This window comes from Psychrobacter sp. NG27 (assembly GCF_016106655.1).
Lineage (GTDB): Bacteria > Pseudomonadota > Gammaproteobacteria > Pseudomonadales > Moraxellaceae > Psychrobacter.
In genome coordinates, this window is record NZ_JADGIN010000002.1 from 591,424 (window position 1) to 609,529 (window position 18,106).

Consider the following 18,106-nt stretch of genomic DNA (forward strand, 5'->3'; position numbering starts at 1 on the left):
CTAAGAAGGATAACGCCGTAGCGGTTTAGCAGTTCGCTGACTAGAGCAGTCAGTTATTGCTACGGCGGAATAGGGGTAAGCCTGCTAATATTATGCGTATGAGGGCTATATCTATTTTATTCATGAATAAGGATTGTTATGAACGCGATTGCAAGTTACCAGTATGAGACATTACAAGTTAGTATCACCAGTAACATACTAACGGTCACCATAAATCGTCCACACAAAAAAAATGCCATGAGCTTTCAGGTTATCAATGAGCTGATTGCAGTGGCAGGTCGCATCCGCAAAGACAAAACAATACGGGCGGTGATTTTAAATGGGGCAGAAGAGACGTTTTGCGCTGGCATTGACTTGAGTGATCTAAACCATCCTAAAAACCGTGCCTATGCGTTTTGGGAGCTGATTAAGCCTAGTCAAAGTGCTTTTCAACGTGTCTGTTTGGTATGGCGTGATCTGCCAGTCCCCGTCATCGCTGTGCTAGAGGGCTATTGTATTGGTGCAGGGCTGCAATTGGCTTTGGCCTGTGATGTGCGTATCAGCCATCCTGACTGCCAGTTGTCTATTATGGAGGCTAAGTGGGGCTTGGTACCTGATATGGGACTGACCCAATCGGCATTTGGTGTTGTACGAGAGGATATTCTAAAAGAGCTTGCCATGAGCGCCCGTGTGATCGATGCTAATGAAGGTAAGAATTTGGGTCTAATCAGTCATTGCAGTGAGACGCCACTTGAAAAGGCACTTGAGCTTGCCGCTGAGTTTGCAGAGCGCTCCCCTGATGCGGTGCTGGCAAGTAAACGAGTGATCAACGCGATGTTTGAGCAACCTGCCACCACACTATACAAAGAAAAAGTATGGCAGCTAAAGATGATGATTGGTCATAATCGCAAACTTGCCCTCAGAAAAGCCAAACAAGCAAGTACCACATTTGGTAAACGTCAGTTTCGCTAACAGGTTTTTGTGATCACGTTTGGCCAAGTGACTGCGACTAAAGAAGCTTGGCTTAGTAAGTACACTGAGTAAGTTCAAGCTCAATAGCTACAGACATATTTTGATGTATTGCCACGATCGTTTTGAATGGTTAGAGGATGTTTTATAGACGTTATTTCGCTATTGAAATGTAAGCGAAGAGCACGATATAGCATTCTTACTTGCATCGCTGCGCGTAAGAATGCACTATTGTCGTTAAAATTTTACTTTCTGTATATGAGTGCCTGCACATGAGCCTGAATATATATTGGCTTATTTATAGCGGATAGGCGCTCTTTATGTTGAGAGCCTAGTACAATGACGTTTAAACAATAAAATAATCACTATAAAAAACGGCCTTACTATGTCTGCCCTAAAACCCCCTCACTCAAACACACCGCTTGCCTCTGAACGAGTACGTTCTGCTGACTTGCCTATCGCATGGATTATGATGCTTGGGCTTATAGTGGCAGTAGGGCCATTGTCTATTGATATGTATCTGCCAGCATTGCCATCAATGGCAGATGACTTTGGGGTGTCGACTGCCTTTATGGCCAACTCTGTACCAGCGTATTTTTTGGGTTTGGTATTTGGTCAGCTTTTCTATGGCCCCTTTAGTGACCGTGTTGGCCGTGTTAAACCGCTATATATAGGTATGACGCTATATGTCATTGCCTCAATTCTCTGTGCCACCACCAACAATGAGTATGTCTTGTTTGCAGGGCGAACGATGCAAGCGTTAGGTGCTTGTGTGGGCTCAGTGGTTACCCGTGCCGCGATTCGAGATCGCCTGACTGCCAAACAAACGGCAAAAGCATTCTCCATTATGATTTTGGTGATGGGCCTAGCCCCTATATTAGCGCCGTCACTTGGTGCATTGTTTCTACAGTTTTTTGATTGGCATTCTATATTTTGGTTCTTAGCAGCGTTTGGTGCGTTAAATTTATTACTCACCAAGTTCTTCTTTTTTGAGACACTCACTGAAGAAAATCGCACAGTACGCCCAGCCAGAGAAGTGCTCAGCCAGTATTGGGAATTACTCAAAGACCCCACTTTCAACTACCCAGCGATTGGGGGCGGGTTACTGATGGGTGCGATGTTTGTTTATATCAGCTCGGCTTCTGAGCTAATCATGGACACGTATGGTGTTTCGGCGACCCATTTTGCTTGGCTGTTTGGTATGAACGCGGCAGGGTTTGTGGGCTTGACCCAATTGAACCAGTGGCTCACCAACCGCTTTCGTATATTGAGTATTTTACGTTTCGGCGCGATGATGCAGGTTGTGTCGGCAGGGGTGCTATTTGTCATAGGCTTACTGTTAGGTACTGATGCTTGGCTGCCACTGGTACTCGCTTGTATTTTCTTTTGTATTGCAGGGCTTGGTCTCACTCAGCCTAATGCCTCGGCCATTGCGCTCGCCTTTCAAAAACGCCGTGCTGGTATGGCCAGTGCGCTGCAAGGTTCGCTGATGTTTTCCGTTGGTATTTTCGGTGGGTTATTACTGAATCTATTTCCAGTCAATCCAGTACTCAAAGTAGGTATTGCGATGTTTTCTCTTATGAGTTTGGGTTCTTTTTTGATTTGGAAGATAGATCGTAACCTCAATTTAGACGATGCAGATTAAACAATAGGTTTTACCACCGTTAAATGGTGTGAAAAAGCATTCATATGTCTTGTACATGTGGGTGCTTTTTTTGTCTATTAGGGCGTGTCCTCAATGTGAGCATGACATTTTGAATGGGCTAAAAATACTAAATCTTTGCCAAATTCCATCAAATAATTTGCTAATGTCCCAATAGTATCGGTGTCGTTTTGCCTAGTTCATTCATTGCTTGCTTGGTTTCAATTTATCTCAGTTTTATTATCATTTTCGAAAAAAGAACACGCCTTAGTTTTAATTAATGAAACAGAGCAAGAAATCTATTTTTATTATAAAACGAAGGTTTTCTGACAGAAGTAAATGCTGACAGTTTATATGCATGATATTGCATATAAACCCTTGTAAATAATAGCTTGCATTGGTGTTGCAATCACAAAATTAGGTAAGTATTATCTACGTAACTTTCTGTAAGCAGATATGTATAGACATTACTTAATATTGCTAGATTGTCATTCACTAAGATGTAAAACAACGTTAGGTTTCAAGGATAGATTATGATGCAGTTATATCGAGCGTTACCAATTCTATTGAGTGTTGGCCTATTGGGCTGTGGCAACTCTTCTACTCAAGAAAATGCAAGCGCAACAGTAACGGAAAACACAGATAGCTTTGTGAGCAAACTGCCTGCTTCGGCGCCAACCATAAAGGTGGCTACAACAGGTACGATGCCACCGTTCTCGTTTCAAGATGATTATGGCAATATGCAAGGTATTGATATTGATTCAATCCGTGCGATCGGTGAAGAACAAGGTTTCAAAGTCGAGTTCTACAAGGAAACTTGGCAGGACATGTTTGATACAGTAGAGTCTGGTGGACGTGATCTAGCAATCTCAGGTATCTCTTACAAAGATGACCGAGCCGTCAGATATGGTCTTTCTACTCCTTATTTCTTTAATCCATCCTCAATTATGTACAAGAATGCTGACTTGAAAATCAATCGCTTAGATGATTTGCAAGGCATGCATGTTGCGGCAATGGAAGGCTCAAAGCAAGAGGACCAGCTCAGAGCGATGGGTAAATATAGCGAACTGACGACTCGAAGTACTGCTTATCTATTATTTGAAGATTTGATGCAGGACAAGGTCGATGTCATTTTGCATGATTTACCTATTCTACAGTTTACGGCAAAAAACCATCCAGAGTATGACGTCACTATCGTTGCTTATGAGGGTGAAGATAACCCGTCAGCCCAGCAGGTTATTCTGATGGCGAAAGGCAATAATGACTTAATTAGTAAAGTAGATAAAGGTATTGCAAAGCTTAAACAAAAAGGAACGTTTAAAGAGATTGAGAATCGTTGGTTGGGCGCAGCAGAGTCTGCTGAAAAGAGTGATTCTGATACTAATACTAAGCAAGTGAACTAAGGAATTCTGAAGATGGCAACCGTACCTAATGTCGACAATAAGCGCTATCAAGGTCTGATTATTTCAATTGCACTATTTTTATCTCTAATCGGTGCTTTGCTGGCGTTCACGTTTTATACATCAAACTTATTAGAAAGAAACACAGCTTTAATTGACCAAACCAACCAAGTTGCGAATAGTGCACAGGCGGTAATTAAAGATCTTTTCGACTTGGACAGCAGTTATGGTGAGGATACTAAGTCTCCCCACATACAACGAGCATTGAGTCGTTTAGAGCAAAACACCACGTTGATTACCACCTCTATTGCAGCGATTGAGCAAGGTGGCACGATCACAGATGAAGAAGGTAATAGCTACGATTTACCAAAAATTGATAGCAATGCACAAACCAACATTGCTGCTGCCAATGAGCAATGGAAAGCGCTAGAGCCCAAAATTCAAGCATACTTAAAAGATGCTGATAACGTCATGGTGCCTTCTGCTGATGAATTGACTCAAGCAGTTGAGCAGGCTAAAACATCAAGTTTGTTTATTAACGATTCTTTAGATAGTCTGACAAAAGATGTATTTAATAGTGCAGAACGCCAAGCGACCACCATTCGTCTGATTCAGGTACTGGGTGTTATTGCAATCTTTACCTACTTCCTAATCTTCGTATTCTTCTTTGTGCGTCGTCTGCGTGAGACGGATGCAGAAGCGTTGGCGGCTCGTCAAGAAACCCAAGAGATTATGGAAACGGTAAACACCGGTCTATTTCTACTTGATAAAGACCTAAATATTGGTCAACAGCATTCTCGCGCTCTGAACAATATCATAGGCTCTGACAGGCTGGCAGGGGAGAACTTTACCAACGTGTTGCGTGGCCGTATCTCTGATAAAGACCTCAAAACCACACAGCAGTTTATTGAACAGCTCTATAACCCACGCGTCAAAGAAAAACTGGTGGACTCGCTTAACCCACTCAACAAAGTCATGCTACACAATATCTCTGACAACAAAAATCTTGATAATCGCTTCTTGGATTTCAAATTTTCACGTGTCTATGACAACAAAGACATTGCCCGTATTTTGGTCAACGTCAACGATGTGTCAGATGCTGTCTACTTAGAACAGCGTCTAGAGAAAGAGCGTTCGCAAAACGACATGCAGATTGAGATGCTCACCACGATCTTGAATGTAAATCCAAAGATTATTAACGAGTTTATTGATAATACGCAAGCGCACATCGAAAAAATGAACAACATTCTGAAAAATCCTGGCAGCTCGCAGTACGAGCTTGAGGGTAAGCTAAAAGCCATCTATCGTGAAATGCATAGCTTAAAAGGCGAGGCATCTGCGCTGAAACTGCACAGCTTCACAAAAATTGCCTCAGATGCAGAAGACAAGCTACATGCCTTACAAAACCAAGGCCAGCTCTCTGGTAATGATTTCTTGCCATTAGCGGTACATTTGGATGATTTGCTTAGCTTATCGAACACGATTGCGACGTTGGGTGAGCGTATCAACCGATCAGCGCCAGCAGCGAGCAAGGCAGCAGTAGCGCCTGTCTCAACGAATGAAAAACCAGCCACTTTGAGTACTCAGCCAAAACAGACGTCAATGGGTGGTTTCAATACTGATGGTGGTTTAGATATCGACTTGGATAATGAAGCTGACGATGATGCCTTGTCTTTTTATAATGAGTTTGCACACGAGATTGCTGCAAGACAAGGCAAGCAAGTACAGCTAAACAGCAAGACGCTGACACAGGCAAATATTCCAGCACATTTGGCAAAACCAATCAAAGACATCAGTATCCAGCTACTGCGTAATGCGGTGGTACATGGTGTTGAGACGCCAAGTGTCCGTCAAGCGGCTGGTAAAGCTGACACTGGTACGATAGATCTAGAAGTGCAAGAAAACGGCTCAGATATCATGCTGATTGTGCAAGATGATGGTCAAGGTATTGACTATGACAGCATCCGCAATAAGCTCAGCAAAGAAGGTCGTTTCAGTACAGAAGAGGCCAGCCAGCTCAGTCAAGGTGATTTACTCAAGCAGCTATTTTCTTCTGGGTTCTCAACCAAAGAGCACGCAGATGAAGATGGTGGGCGCGGCGTTGGTCTTGATATTATCAAGGCTCAAGTAAAAGAGTATGGTGGCAAGCTTAACGTCAATAGTGAACTGGGTCAGATGACGCGGTTTATGATCACATTGCCTAAAGCTTAATTAAAAACAGTAAATATATTGTCAGGGACGACAAGCACTTCATTAAAGGTAATAGGTAAGTTATGCATAAGTTAATGATTGTTGATGATTCAAATATTATTAGAAACCGTATTCAGCGCGCCTACGATTCAGGGCAGTTTATGCTGGTTGCGACAGCGACCAGCGGCGTTCAGGCCATTGAAAAATTCAATGTTCATCGTCCCAATGTGATCACGATGGATTTGACCATGCCACAAATGGATGGACTGGAGTGTATTGAAAAAATCATTGCTATCGACCCAGAAGTCCGTATTTTAGTGGTATCAGCATTGTCTGACAAAGCCACTGGTATTGAAGCCCTGTCACTGGGTGCCAGCGGATTTTTGTGCAAGCCTTTTTCAGAAGAGGAGCTTGTAGAGTCTTTGTATGAGCTGATGCAAGACTAATACCATTCATCGACTAAAGCAGATGTTATTATGAAAGAACAAAAGCTACAGATTTTTTTGAGCATCATCAGTAATTATTTTGACCAGTTTGGTGGAGAAGAGCTTGTTGCTGACACCCCTTACTTGTTAGAGAACAAGCAGCCAAAAGTCCATGATTATACGGGCGTCATCGGTATATCTGGAGGACAAAAGGGCGTGGTGTATTTTTCGGCCACTCGTCAGCTGCTATCCTCTATATTGGACAGCATGGGTGAAACGGACAAAAGCGATGAAAACTATATAGATTTGGCTGGTGAAGTGGCCAATACAATCGCAGGAAATGCCCGCAAAGAGTTTGGTTCAGAGTTTCATATTTCTGTGCCATTTGTGTTCAAAGGTGCACCGCAAAGTATTGTGCTGCCGAACGATGAGCGCTCTTTTATCATTCCCATCACTTGGAACTCGCAAGTTGGCGAGATTGTGGTTTGCTTGCAGGATTAATGACACTGCTGCCACGTAATACAGATGGATATTAATATATTATGGTTAAAGTAGAAAAACTGGGTGTGTTTTTAAGCTCGATCAATGCGTTTTTTGCACAAATCGATGGCTCAAAAGTGGCTCTTGACACCCCTTATTTGAATGACAATAAAAGCGCTATTGGGTATGACTATAGTGGCGTGATCAAGATATCAGGGCCAATCGAAGGATGCGTCTACGTCAGTGCACCAAGCGCGATGTTGCGAGAGGTGATAAAAGTGATGGGTGAGCCTGACTCTTCCATCACTATGATGAAAGACTTGCTTGGTGAAATGGCCAACACTATCTCTGGTAATGCGCGTACAGAGTTTGGCTCAGAGTTTATTATCTCACCGCCGCATATCGTAGAAAGTGCGCCAAGCGTGTCATATTTGCCAAAAGACCGCCAAAGCTATATCACCCCATTTACATGGCATGGCTATAAGGCTGTGATTGGGATTTGTATTGCATAGCTGAATGTAGGGCATTGATATAAAGCCAAAGCAATAACCAAAAAAGCGATGCAACTGTGTCGCTTTTTTTATTTTAATAGGGCTATGTTTTGTTTTTATCTTATTGATATGCTGCTAATAAACTGCTGGAGGTTACAGTAAGTTATGTGATAAAATACGGCGCAGCTATTTTATAATTTGCGTTATAGTTTAGGTTTGAGAATATTTCTGAAATCTGATCATAGCTTCTTTTTTAAACCAACCAATGACACACACATCATGGCAAAAAATGGCTGGGTGTCTGGCAACTTGATTAATTTGCGCGCAGTCCGTGCTCTATGAGTAGCGATTGACTGATAGCAAATGCGTGTTGCTAGATAGGCTGTTTTTGTGATGTGGAGGCATAACCCAACCAATAGGATATTTTCACATGGCTACAAAGAATCCAACCAAAATCGAAATGCGCGACTTACTACAAGCCGGCGCTCACTTTGGTCACCAAACACGTTTTTGGAACCCAAAAATGGGTCCTTATATTTTTGGTGCACGTAACAAGATCCATATCATCAACTTAGAGCATACTGTAAAGTCGTTCAACGAAGCATTGACTTACGTAAATGGCCTAGCTGCTAAGAAAAACAAAGTATTGTTTGTTGGTACTAAACGCGCTGCAAGCGGCATCATCCGTGAGCAAGCAGCACGCGCTGGCATGCCTTACGTTGACCATCGCTGGTTAGGTGGTATGTTGACTAACTGGAAAACACTACGCCAGTCAATCAACCGTCTAAAAGAGCTTGAGAAGCAAGCAGAAGACGGTACTTTCGCTAAGCTAACCAAGCGTGAAGCGTTAGAGCGTACTCGCGATATGGAAAAACTTGAGCGTTCACTAGGCGGTATCAAAGACATGGGCGGCCTACCTGACGCAATCTTCGTAGTTGACGTAGATCACGAAGCCATCGCTATCAAAGAAGCCAAAAACTTGGGTATCCCAGTTATCGGTATCGTTGATACTAACTCTAGCCCAGACAACGTTGATTACATCATCCCAGCTAATGATGATGCTATCCGTGCTGTGACTTTGTATGTAACTTCTATGGCTGATGCGATCATCGCTGGTAAAGAATACGCACAAACTCAAGCTGGCGGCAAAGCTGAGCAAGCGGCTACTACTGAAGAAGCACCAGCTGAAGCGCAAGCAGAAGAAGCAGCAACTCCAGCAGAATAAGTGGCTGACATAAAATGTTTAATGTTGTAAGGGTGCCTTGATAGTAACTCTATCAGTATCCATATAATGTCTAACAGCATATAAGCTCGCAATAGGCATGATGTAGTTTTACTCGTCATGCCTTATTGTTGTTAGATAGCTCGTTAGCGGGCGAGTATTATCGTCTATGCTTTTCTCCTTATAGATAATGCCTGTTATGAAATGCCATAATGAGCGCCACTATCACAGAAAAGCAATATCTGGCAGCAGCCGGCCAATCAGAAACTAGCAAAAGTTAAGTACCTCAACACATAACAATACTAAGGTGACTCTTATGTCAGAAGTAAAAGTATCTGCCAAAATGGTAAAAGAATTGCGCGACCGTACTGGTCTTGGCATGATGGAATGTAAAAAAGCGTTAGAAGAATCAAACGGTGATGTTGAAACTGCCATTGATAATCTACGTAAATCTGGTCAAGCTAAAGCAGCTAAGAAAGCGGGTAACATCGCAGCTGATGGCGCTATCATCATCGCTCAAGGCGAAAACAAAGCATTCTTGTTAGAAGTTAACTGTCAGACTGACTTTGTTGCAAAAGATGAAAACTTTGGTGCCTTTGCAGAGCAAGTGGCTAACATCGCTCTAGAAAACAACGAGACTAATGTTGCTGCTATCGCTGAATTACCATATGGTAACGGCCAAAGCATCGAAGAAGCTCGTGTATCTTTGGTACAAAAAATCGGTGAAAACATTCAGATCCGCCGTGTTGAAGTACTTGAAGGCGCAAACATCGCTGCATACCGTCATGGTCTACGTATCGGTGTAGTGGTTTCTTTCGAAGGTGGCAGTGCTGAAACTGGTAAAAACCTTGCGATGCACATCGCTGCATTCAACCCTGTTGCAGTAGATGACGAAGACGTTGCTGCTGATTTATTAGCGCGTGAAAAAGACATCATCGAAGCAAAAGCTCGTGAGTCTGGCAAGCCTGATAACATCGTTGAAAAAATGATCGAAGGTGGCCTACGTAAGTATCTAGAAGAAGTTACTTTATTGCGTCAGCCATACGTTATGGACAACGAAAAGAAAGTTGGTGACGTACTAAAAGCTGAAGGCGTAAAAGTACTAGGTTTCAAACGTTTAGAAGTTGGTGAAGGCATTGAGAAAAAGCAAGAAGACTTCGCTGCTGAAGTTGCTGCTACTCAGGCTGCTAACAAGTAAGTATTGAATTGTCTAGAAAAAGGCTGTGCGGGTTTATGTAATTCGCATAGTTTGGCTTTATCATTGCAGTTGTAAAGCGATATAGAGTTTTCAGACATAAAAAAGCCCGTTAATCTCTTAGCGGGCTTTTTTGTGTCTGGTTTTTAGATGAGCGATTAGTTATTGAATTTAGTGTAGGGATTAATTGGTGTAATTAAACCTAAGCCAAGTTCGACTTAGCGCAGCGCATCGTAAGCAGAGTTGGAGTAGCTCGCACTATTGACATTACTACTCGTACCGTAGCTGACATTCTGCATAGCACCATTATTGTTGCTTGCGGTTTGGTTACTGGCATTCATGCTAGCGCCGGACAGTCCTGAATCATTCTTATACAAGCTGTGATAGCGACTCATGACTTTTTGAACATAGTTACGAGTTTCTTTAAATGGCGGGATACCACCGTACTTATCGACGTTACCTTCGCCTGCATTATAGCCTGCAACAGCATACTCAACTTTATTGTCAAAACGGCGCATCAGCCAAGCGATATATTTGGCTGAGCCTTCGATATTATCAGCAGGATTCCAAGGGTTGCTCACATTGAAGCGGCGAGCAGTGGCTGGCATTAACTGCATAAGACCTTGTGCGCCGACAGGTGAGCGTGCATTTGGATTGAATGCAGACTCTGTATGCATCATCGCTTTCATTAGCCCAGGATCCACACCGTGACGTTCAGCCGATGCACGAATATAGCTGTCATAAGCATTTCGGCTACCACTGTTACTAGCAGCGCTGCTGCCATAGCTGTCACTGCTGCCATCATACATCTTAGAGTCTTTATAATAAGTCACTTTTACTTTTTTGGTAAACTTATCAAAATTTCCACTAGGATTGACATTGGTCAGTAGTACTTGTCCACCCTTGTCTTTGTAGATATACATATTGCCTGCATGAGCTGCAGAGAAAGCGGTGAGGGCAATGGCACTTAATAAAATAGGGGATAAGCAGCGAGCCATCAAAGTAGCAGTATTCATCATAGTGTTATCACTTTTTATCGAATAATAGCAAATTATTTTGCCTACAAACGCGTTGTTTTATGCGCTTAGGCGGTCACTAGACGCATATGATTTATAGACAATCGCGAGTAAAGTGGCTTAGCAATTATCTCATCTGACAATAAACCGCTTGCAATAGATACAAAAAATAATAGTTGCTTACTATAACATATAATAACTTTGTGCCGTATCAGATTAATAAGATAACGAGTAAACGCTGATTATTTTTGTTAAATAAATCAACATACTATATTGTTTCAAACGGTCGATACATTATGCCTATTAGCGTATGTCTTCAATCTGAGCATTAGGTTTTGAATGGATTAAAGGGTGCTAAATCTTTGCCAAGCTGTGTCAAATAGAACCACAACTTATGCAACTAGCGCACTGATAAAGATCGGCACCCAGATAGCCGTCACTAAGCCATTAACCGCCAGTCCAAATGCTGCATATCGTCCAGCCGTATGGCTAATCTGCCATGCCTCTACTGTACCGAATGCGTGAGCTGCCAGTCCAAGTGCTAGACCTTTGGCACGATCATCATCGATACCTCGGAACAAAAAGCGAGCTAAAGCACCACCAATCAGACCTGAGACGATGATAATGAGATTGGCCATGGCTAAAGGTGCTTTTATCAAGTCTGCCACACTAAGACCAATCGGTGTGGTGACAGAGCGAGTGGCAAATGCCAGTATGGTGTCGTGGCTGAGTGAAAATAAATACGCCAATGACATCGGTAATAATGCACCAACCACACTGGCAATGGTGACAATCAGCGTGAGCTTTTTGACCGGTAATCCCTTAAAGTTCATCGCTGCGAGCGGTACTGCCAATAGTACCGTGACGTATCCCAACAAATGATCAAATACAGGTTTTGCTGCACGGTAGTAATCGTTGTAATCCCATCGCAAAACAAACAAAAAGGCAAGAACCAAAACAAGTGCCGTAATGACCATCGGTAACCACGACAGCTTACGCGCCAATACACGTGCGATGACATGTGCCGATAAGGTCAATAGTATTGCTGCAAGGGTAGCCATTAATACGCTATCAAAAACCATGACTTATCTCCGCAGCTTAAGGCTGCTCCTTTGTATTATGCGTACCCACACTATGGGTAGCTGCGGTATCGGTACTTGTATTATGATTCAACCAGCGGTTGGCCAGTATCGCAAGACCCCATAGTGGTATCAGCGTGCTAATGAGCATCGTTGCCATCACACCCCATAGCTCATCGCCTAGCGCAAATAACAATAAACCTGCGCCAGCAGATACTGGCAAAAAAGCAAAGCCACTATCGACTAGCAAGGTATTGCTGGCTTGGGTGACCCAGCTAGGCAAACCTTTTAGGAGTCGCCACGTCATCAAAATAATAAACATGGCTACTAGACCAACGATATTGGCGGCTTTTTCAATGCCTATTATTTGGCACACAACAACCGCTGATTCGCGAACGAAGATAATCATGGCTAGCGTCATGATAATGGCAAGCCATAATGGGATATGAGAAGAGTGAGTAGGCTTCATAAATCGTTTTGCCAAGTCAAGTATGGAGAGTTGAGTTTAATAGATGGGGTGGTTGTATCACCATAAATATTGTGTAGGATATAGTGCTATGGATGCTGATAGTACTAATCAATCACAGAAGGCTCAACGCTATCAGCCAATATTTGTTCAATGTATCACAGCCGATTATATAGCGAGTGGGTCAACTAATAAACCCTATAGAGGGTGAAAACGTCAGAATGACAATTCACATCCAAAAAAATAGACGATATCAATGGATATCGTCTATCTGTACCGGCATTACTTACCTAAATTAGTTTATTCAAATAACTGCTTAACCGTATGTGATAAGCAATTATTGATAGCCGTTTTTATTTTTCTGAATCAAGCACATCAGCATTCATCGCATCGAATTCGTCAAATGCTTTTTCTTCTTCTGCTGTCATGGTTAGTTCTTCGTCTTCGTCAGGCTGTTCGAACTCTTCAAGTACAGGCATCAGTAGAGTAGCTTGAGCAAGCGGCAACACGTCCGCAGGCTTTAGATCGGCTTGACCAAGTAGCTGTCTGAGTCTGTCGCTTGGCAAGCGAATCGTTAAGCATTCATGACCGCTGTCGTCATAGCTTTCTTCTTGAATAACACCAAGCTCATACAAAGTATTTTTTAATTGGCCTGCATGGTAGGGTAGCGTCAAATCAAAGGTGGTCAAGGTACCAGTTAGCAACTGCTGCACGGCTAATGATAACGCTTCCATGCCTACGTTCTCTCTAGAAGACACATAGACGCGGTTGGGTTGACCTTCACTGGCATAGCCAATACGTGCAGGCTCGTCAGTCAAATCAATCTTGTTATAGACGTTGAGGACTGGCACATCGTTATCAATTTCAGCCAATACATCTTTGACCGCTTGAATTTGCTCATGCATGTCTTCACTAGAAGAATCGATAACATGTAATAATAAGTCTGCCTCTAGCGTCTCTTCTAATGTGGCATGGAAAGATTCGACCAATTCATGTGGCAAATGACGGACAAAACCTACCGTATCAACCAAAACGACTCGTCCCACACCTTGCCAATCTAAGCGGCGAAGCGTCGGGTCAAGGGTTGCAAACAGTTTGTCAGCGGCATAGATATTTTCATCGACCAAGCGATTGAACAAAGTTGATTTACCGGCATTGGTGTAACCGACAAGTGAGATGGTCGGTACGTCTGACTTTTGGCGGCGGGCTCTACCTTGCGCACGGGTCTGTCTGACTTTCTCAATTCTACTTTTGAGCTGCATAACGCGCACTTGTAACAAGCGACGATCCGTCTCAAGCTGGGTCTCACCGGGTCCACGTAGACCGATACCGCCTTTTTGACGTTCTAAATGCGTCCAACCACGAACCAGGCGCGTTGATAAATGGTTAAGCTGTGCCAGCTCTACTTGTAGCTTACCTTCGTAAGTACGGGCACGCTGGGCAAAAATATCCAAAATCAAACCGGTACGATCCAGTACTCGGCACTTCACTAGCGCTTCGATGTTACGCTCTTGTGAGGGTGATAAGTTGTGGTTAAACAGTACGATATCCGCATCATGCTCACGCACCAATTCTGCGATTTCTTCTGCTTTGCCACTACCAACGAAATATCTAGCATCAGGGCGTGCACGTGACCCTGTGACCAGTGCCAAGCGATCGGCACCGGCTGAGTCTGCTAGTAGTTCAAACTCGCCAAGATCATCAGGATCCTGAATGTGGCGAATGTCTAAATGTACAATAATGGCGCGTTCGCCACCTTCATGTCTTTCAAAATAATCCAAAGAGTATCACCTATTTAATAAAGTAAATATATCGCTATTATCAGTTCAGTATACTTTGACATAGCGTTCATCTGATTGTATATATAAGGTCTTATCACTTGATATTAAAGGGTATGAGCACAATTAGCGATGGTTTTATGTTACAGCGTTTGCTGCCGATAAGTTTTTATAAATCTGCTTTATTACTCATTTGTATAAAACTAAACACGCACTGAGTGAACAAGCTATCACTGAGTCACAGAACTTTGTTATACTGGGCTCGTTTTTTAATAATTAAACATCTGATATTTAATCATGAGGGCGAAGATGAGCCACGCTAGATCAAGCTTTTCACTCAGACGACAGTTAAGCCGCGGCAGGCAAGTGGCTGGTATGACCACGACCATGGTCGGCGGTATACGCGCAGCAAAGCGTATCGGGGCATTTAAACAGCCACCACGCGAAACGCTACCACGCTATATCCAGACGTTTTGCCGTAAAATGGCAGGCTCTTTTGGAGTAAAGGTGGTAGAAGTGGAGCCTGTAGAACAGTTTCATGGCCTATGGGTATCAAATCATGTGTCATGGATGGACATTCCTGTCGTTGGCACGGTGAGTCCAGCATTCTTTTTGTCCAAGGCTGAGATTGGTGAGTGGCCTGTATTTGGCAAACTTGCCCAGGCGGCAGGGACACTGTTTATCGAGCGTGGCTCTGGTGATGCAAGTTCAGTATCTGCACAGATTGCTGACTTTTTAGCCAAAGGCTTTTCGATTATCTTCTTCCCTGAAGCGACGACTACCAGTGGTCAGAAAGTGAAGCGGATTCATGGCACACTGCTCCAAGCCGCCATCAATGCTGATGTACCTATCAGGCCAATTGTCATCGCTTATGTCAATAAAGACGGTACACTAAGCGATGCACTGCCATACTATGGCAAGATGACGATGAAGGACAGCATGAAAAAAGTGCTCGATAGCAAGAATGTCACAGCTTACGTATTGCCACTCGTGCCGATAGACCCAGAGGGTCGGAATAAGAGTGAGCTGACCAATCTATTGCAAGCACGTATGCAAGAGGGATTGACTGAGCTGCATTCAAGAGTACTAACCGTTCCAGCTGGCAATTGATTATTTATAGTTGAGCTAGTGTAGATAATAAAAGGGCGCAAATCGATTCGATTTGCGCCCTTTTATTATGGAGAGTTTTCATAAAGCGTGTTTGATGCAACACGCCCTAGTCAAAGTTGGATTATGGCGATGGATTGGGATGCTGTGTATGCACCGCCTCAATAGCTTCTAATACATCTGCTGTCAGTACTACATTGACACTATCAATGTTTGATTTGAGCTGCTCGAGCGTCGTCGCACCTATGATATTACTGGCGACAAAGTGACGAGAGTTGACGAATGCTAGTGACATCTGCGCCATGTCTAGCCCTGTATCAGCGGCTATTTCGGCATATTGTTCCGTGGCTGATATGGCCTCTTCATTGGTATAGCGGGCAAAGCGATCGTACATCGTTAGGCGCGCGCCAGTTGGACGCTTGCCATCCAGATATTTACCAGACAGTACACCGAAGCCGAGCGGAGAATAGGCGAGTAAGCCAACATTCTCACGATGAGCAATCTCTGCCATATTGATCTCATATAAACGGTTCAGCAAACTGTAAGGGTTTTGCACAGTAACAGGTGGTATTAAGCCATTTTTATCCGCCTCCCAGAGGTAGCGCATCAGTCCCCAAGCAGTATCGTTCGATAGACCATAAGACCGGATACGACCTTTTTTAATCTCATCATTCAGTGCTTGAATGGTCTCTAAAAATGGGGTCAAATCCTCTAGCGGTTGTGATGCCATCTCTTCAGTATAACCAAGCTGACTAAAAAAGTTGGTCTGACGCTCAGGCCAATGCAGCTGATAGATATCGATATAATCGGTCTGTAGACGCTTTAGATTGTCATCAATGGCACCACTGATGTGCTCAGCGTTGAAGCGCGTTTGCCCATCACGCAAAAAGTCCATCGGTGAGATTTTACTGGCCAGAATGACTTTGTCACGCTGCTTGGTCTTGTTAAACCATGTACCCATAAAGCGCTCGGTATCGCCTTGTTTGTCTTTATCTGGCGGTGAGGGGTACATCTCGGCGGTATCCCAAAAGTTCACACCCTCAGAGAGTGCCATGTCCATTTGCTCATGTGCTTGAGCTTCCGTGTTTTGCTGTCCCCATGTCATCGTACCGAGGCAGATTTTAGATACTTTTTCATCGAGCTGCGGCAGCATATTGTATTGCATGCTAGTCTCCTTTTTAACGGTGTTTTATTTATAGTAATTTTTGGGTAGTAATGAGTTAGCACTGAGCTAGTGCTGGCTACATCAGTTTGATACCAGTGACACCCGGAGGGGTGACTTTGAAGATTTTTACTTTGAACAGTACTGCTTGTCCTGCAAGGGGATGGTTAAAATCTACTTCGACTTGGTCATCATCGAGGGCGCTAATTGTACCCGGCAGGGTGTTTTTGCCTTTGTCTTCGAACTCAACCATCATTCCGATCTCTGGATGGTCAGCGACTAGCGCGAATTGAGGGCGGCTAAAATGTTGAATGTTTTCAGGATTCCATTCACCAAATGCTTGCTCTGGATCAAGGTGGGCACTGCGAGTGTCACCGGCACGCAAGTTCATCAGTACTTGCTCAAAACCCGGTAATAAGCTCTCATCACCGATGGTCAAAGACACGGGCGCATCACGGCTAAAGGTCGAGTCGATAATCGTGCCATTTTCGAGTGAGACTTCAAAATGTAGCTTAACGAGACTACCATAAGCGATGCGAGTGTCTTCGTTTGGATTGATAAATTGAGATTGAGTCATAATAAAAGCCATCTGTTGCTGAGATAAAAGAATAAAAGATAAAGAGTATGGATAAAGTATTATAGTGTGAGAAATGATAAGCCATCTAAGGGCATCTGTAAGCGTCAATAATGTAACGCAGATGGTGTACTATAGTTGACGATTCTAAAGGATATGAGGTATCGGTGGTGAATAAACAACAAGGCACTGTCAAAAAATGGCAGGATGACAAAGGATTTGGCTTTATCGAAACCGAAGCAGGCCATTCGGTATTCTTTCATGCGAGTGAGTTCAGAGCGCAGCGCCGTCCTGCTATCGGTGAACAAGTTATCTTTAGCATTGGACAAGACTCACAAGGGCGCAGGCAGGCCAAGCAAGTACAAGAGCTTGGCTTTATACAGCAAAAAATGGCACAAAAAAATAAGCAAATTCGTCAGCGTAACCAGACACGCAGTCATCAAGCGGACTTTGAAGCTGGACAAAAAAAACGCTCACTGTTAGGTATGGCTTTTTATGGCGTCTTGGTTTTATTAGCAGCGATGGATAAACTGAGCTGGCTAGTGATAGGATGGTATATAGTATTAGGAATGATCACTTATGGGATGTATGCCAAAGACAAAGCTGCTGCCCAAAGTGGTGATTGGCGTACGCCTGAGTCTACGCTGCACGTGCTGAGTGCACTAGGTGGCTGGGTAGGCGCGTTGCTCGCTCAGACGTATCTGCGCCATAAATCACAAAAGCCTGAGTTTCGTATCACGTATTATTTGACCGTCATTGTTAATATGGCAGGGTTGTTGTTTTTATTGGCAGGTGGTGGGTTAGAGACTTTGAAAGAATTACTTGATTCTTTGATGTAAAAAATGTCTAACAAATAAAAAAAGGTGGGTTACGACTGCGTAACCCACCTTTTTAATTTATAAATTGAATTAATATCTTTAGCTACCTACAT

Annotated in this window: 17 protein-coding genes; 11 read left to right on the plus strand and 6 right to left on the minus strand. The window is 43.4% G+C overall.

Going from position 1 to position 18,106, the window contains the following annotated elements:
- Positions 1-138: 138 nt before the first annotated feature.
- From IP485_RS05885 to tsf, 9 genes are all read left to right on the plus strand, one after another.
- Complete coding sequence (locus IP485_RS05885) at positions 139-951, plus strand: crotonase/enoyl-CoA hydratase family protein (RefSeq protein ID WP_198326414.1); 813 nt, start codon at positions 139-141, stop codon at positions 949-951.
- Positions 952-1,333: 382 nt separating this feature from the next.
- Positions 1,334-2,593 (plus strand): multidrug effflux MFS transporter, encoded by a 1,260-nt coding sequence (locus tag IP485_RS05890; protein ID WP_198326415.1) that lies wholly within the window; start codon positions 1,334-1,336, stop codon positions 2,591-2,593.
- Between the two features lie 530 nt (positions 2,594-3,123).
- Complete coding sequence (locus tag IP485_RS05895) at positions 3,124-3,993, plus strand: transporter substrate-binding domain-containing protein (RefSeq protein ID WP_198326416.1); 870 nt, start codon at positions 3,124-3,126, stop codon at positions 3,991-3,993.
- Between the two features lie 12 nt (positions 3,994-4,005).
- Complete coding sequence (locus IP485_RS05900) at positions 4,006-6,201, plus strand: ATP-binding protein (RefSeq protein WP_198326417.1); 2,196 nt, start codon at positions 4,006-4,008, stop codon at positions 6,199-6,201.
- 62 nt (positions 6,202-6,263) lie between these two features.
- Positions 6,264-6,626, plus strand: coding sequence for a response regulator (locus tag IP485_RS05905; protein ID WP_194363694.1), 363 nt, complete (start codon positions 6,264-6,266; stop codon positions 6,624-6,626).
- Positions 6,627-6,656: 30 nt separating this feature from the next.
- Complete coding sequence (locus IP485_RS05910; protein ID WP_198326418.1) at positions 6,657-7,106, plus strand: chemotaxis protein CheX; 450 nt, start codon at positions 6,657-6,659, stop codon at positions 7,104-7,106.
- 41 nt (positions 7,107-7,147) lie between these two features.
- On the plus strand, positions 7,148-7,597 hold the full coding sequence (locus IP485_RS05915; RefSeq protein WP_198326419.1) for a chemotaxis protein CheX: 450 nt from the start codon (positions 7,148-7,150) through the stop codon (positions 7,595-7,597).
- 409 nt (positions 7,598-8,006) lie between these two features.
- Positions 8,007-8,801 (plus strand): 30S ribosomal protein S2, encoded by a 795-nt coding sequence (gene rpsB / locus IP485_RS05920; protein WP_194363697.1) that lies wholly within the window; start codon positions 8,007-8,009, stop codon positions 8,799-8,801.
- A 313-nt stretch (positions 8,802-9,114) separates the two neighbouring features.
- Positions 9,115-9,996, plus strand: coding sequence for a translation elongation factor Ts (gene tsf / locus IP485_RS05925; protein ID WP_198326420.1), 882 nt, complete (start codon positions 9,115-9,117; stop codon positions 9,994-9,996).
- A 215-nt stretch (positions 9,997-10,211) separates the two neighbouring features.
- Here the strand turns inward: tsf and IP485_RS05930 are convergent, their stop codons facing one another.
- The 4 genes from IP485_RS05930 to hflX all read right to left on the minus strand — a co-directional run bounded on the left by IP485_RS05930 (position 10,212) and on the right by hflX (position 14,335).
- Complete coding sequence (locus tag IP485_RS05930) at positions 10,212-11,012, minus strand: lytic transglycosylase domain-containing protein (RefSeq protein WP_198326421.1); 801 nt, start codon at positions 11,010-11,012, stop codon at positions 10,212-10,214.
- A 389-nt stretch (positions 11,013-11,401) separates the two neighbouring features.
- Positions 11,402-12,091 carry an LrgB family protein gene (locus IP485_RS05935; protein ID WP_198326422.1) on the minus strand — a complete coding sequence of 230 codons (690 nt, stop codon included), beginning with the start codon at positions 12,089-12,091 and terminating at the stop codon, positions 11,402-11,404.
- Positions 12,092-12,107: 16 nt separating this feature from the next.
- Positions 12,108-12,557 (minus strand): CidA/LrgA family protein, encoded by a 450-nt coding sequence (locus IP485_RS05940; RefSeq protein ID WP_198326423.1) that lies wholly within the window; start codon positions 12,555-12,557, stop codon positions 12,108-12,110.
- Positions 12,558-12,907: 350 nt separating this feature from the next.
- Positions 12,908-14,335, minus strand: a complete 1,428-nt coding sequence (gene hflX, locus IP485_RS05945) for a ribosome rescue GTPase HflX (protein ID WP_198326424.1) — start codon at positions 14,333-14,335, stop codon at positions 12,908-12,910.
- Positions 14,336-14,641: 306 nt separating this feature from the next.
- On the opposite strand from hflX, the gene IP485_RS05950 reads away from it, so the two are divergent.
- Positions 14,642-15,442, plus strand: coding sequence for a lysophospholipid acyltransferase family protein (locus IP485_RS05950; RefSeq protein WP_198326425.1), 801 nt, complete (start codon positions 14,642-14,644; stop codon positions 15,440-15,442).
- Between the two features lie 121 nt (positions 15,443-15,563).
- Here the strand turns inward: IP485_RS05950 and IP485_RS05955 are convergent, their stop codons facing one another.
- Both IP485_RS05955 and IP485_RS05960 read right to left on the minus strand, forming a co-directional pair.
- The gene (locus IP485_RS05955; RefSeq protein ID WP_198326426.1) at positions 15,564-16,604 is read right to left on the minus strand and encodes an aldo/keto reductase; all 1,041 of its coding nucleotides are present in this window, start codon (positions 16,602-16,604) and stop codon (positions 15,564-15,566) included.
- Positions 16,605-16,680: 76 nt separating this feature from the next.
- Positions 16,681-17,178, minus strand: a complete 498-nt coding sequence (locus IP485_RS05960; protein ID WP_198326427.1) for an FKBP-type peptidyl-prolyl cis-trans isomerase — start codon at positions 17,176-17,178, stop codon at positions 16,681-16,683.
- Between the two features lie 167 nt (positions 17,179-17,345).
- Here IP485_RS05960 and IP485_RS13905 point away from each other — a divergent pair, with 167 nt between their 5' ends.
- A complete protein-coding gene (locus IP485_RS13905; protein ID WP_320159117.1) occupies positions 17,346-18,014 on the plus strand; it encodes a DUF1294 domain-containing protein in 669 nt (222 codons plus the stop codon).
- The last annotated feature ends 92 nt before the right edge of the window (positions 18,015-18,106 follow it).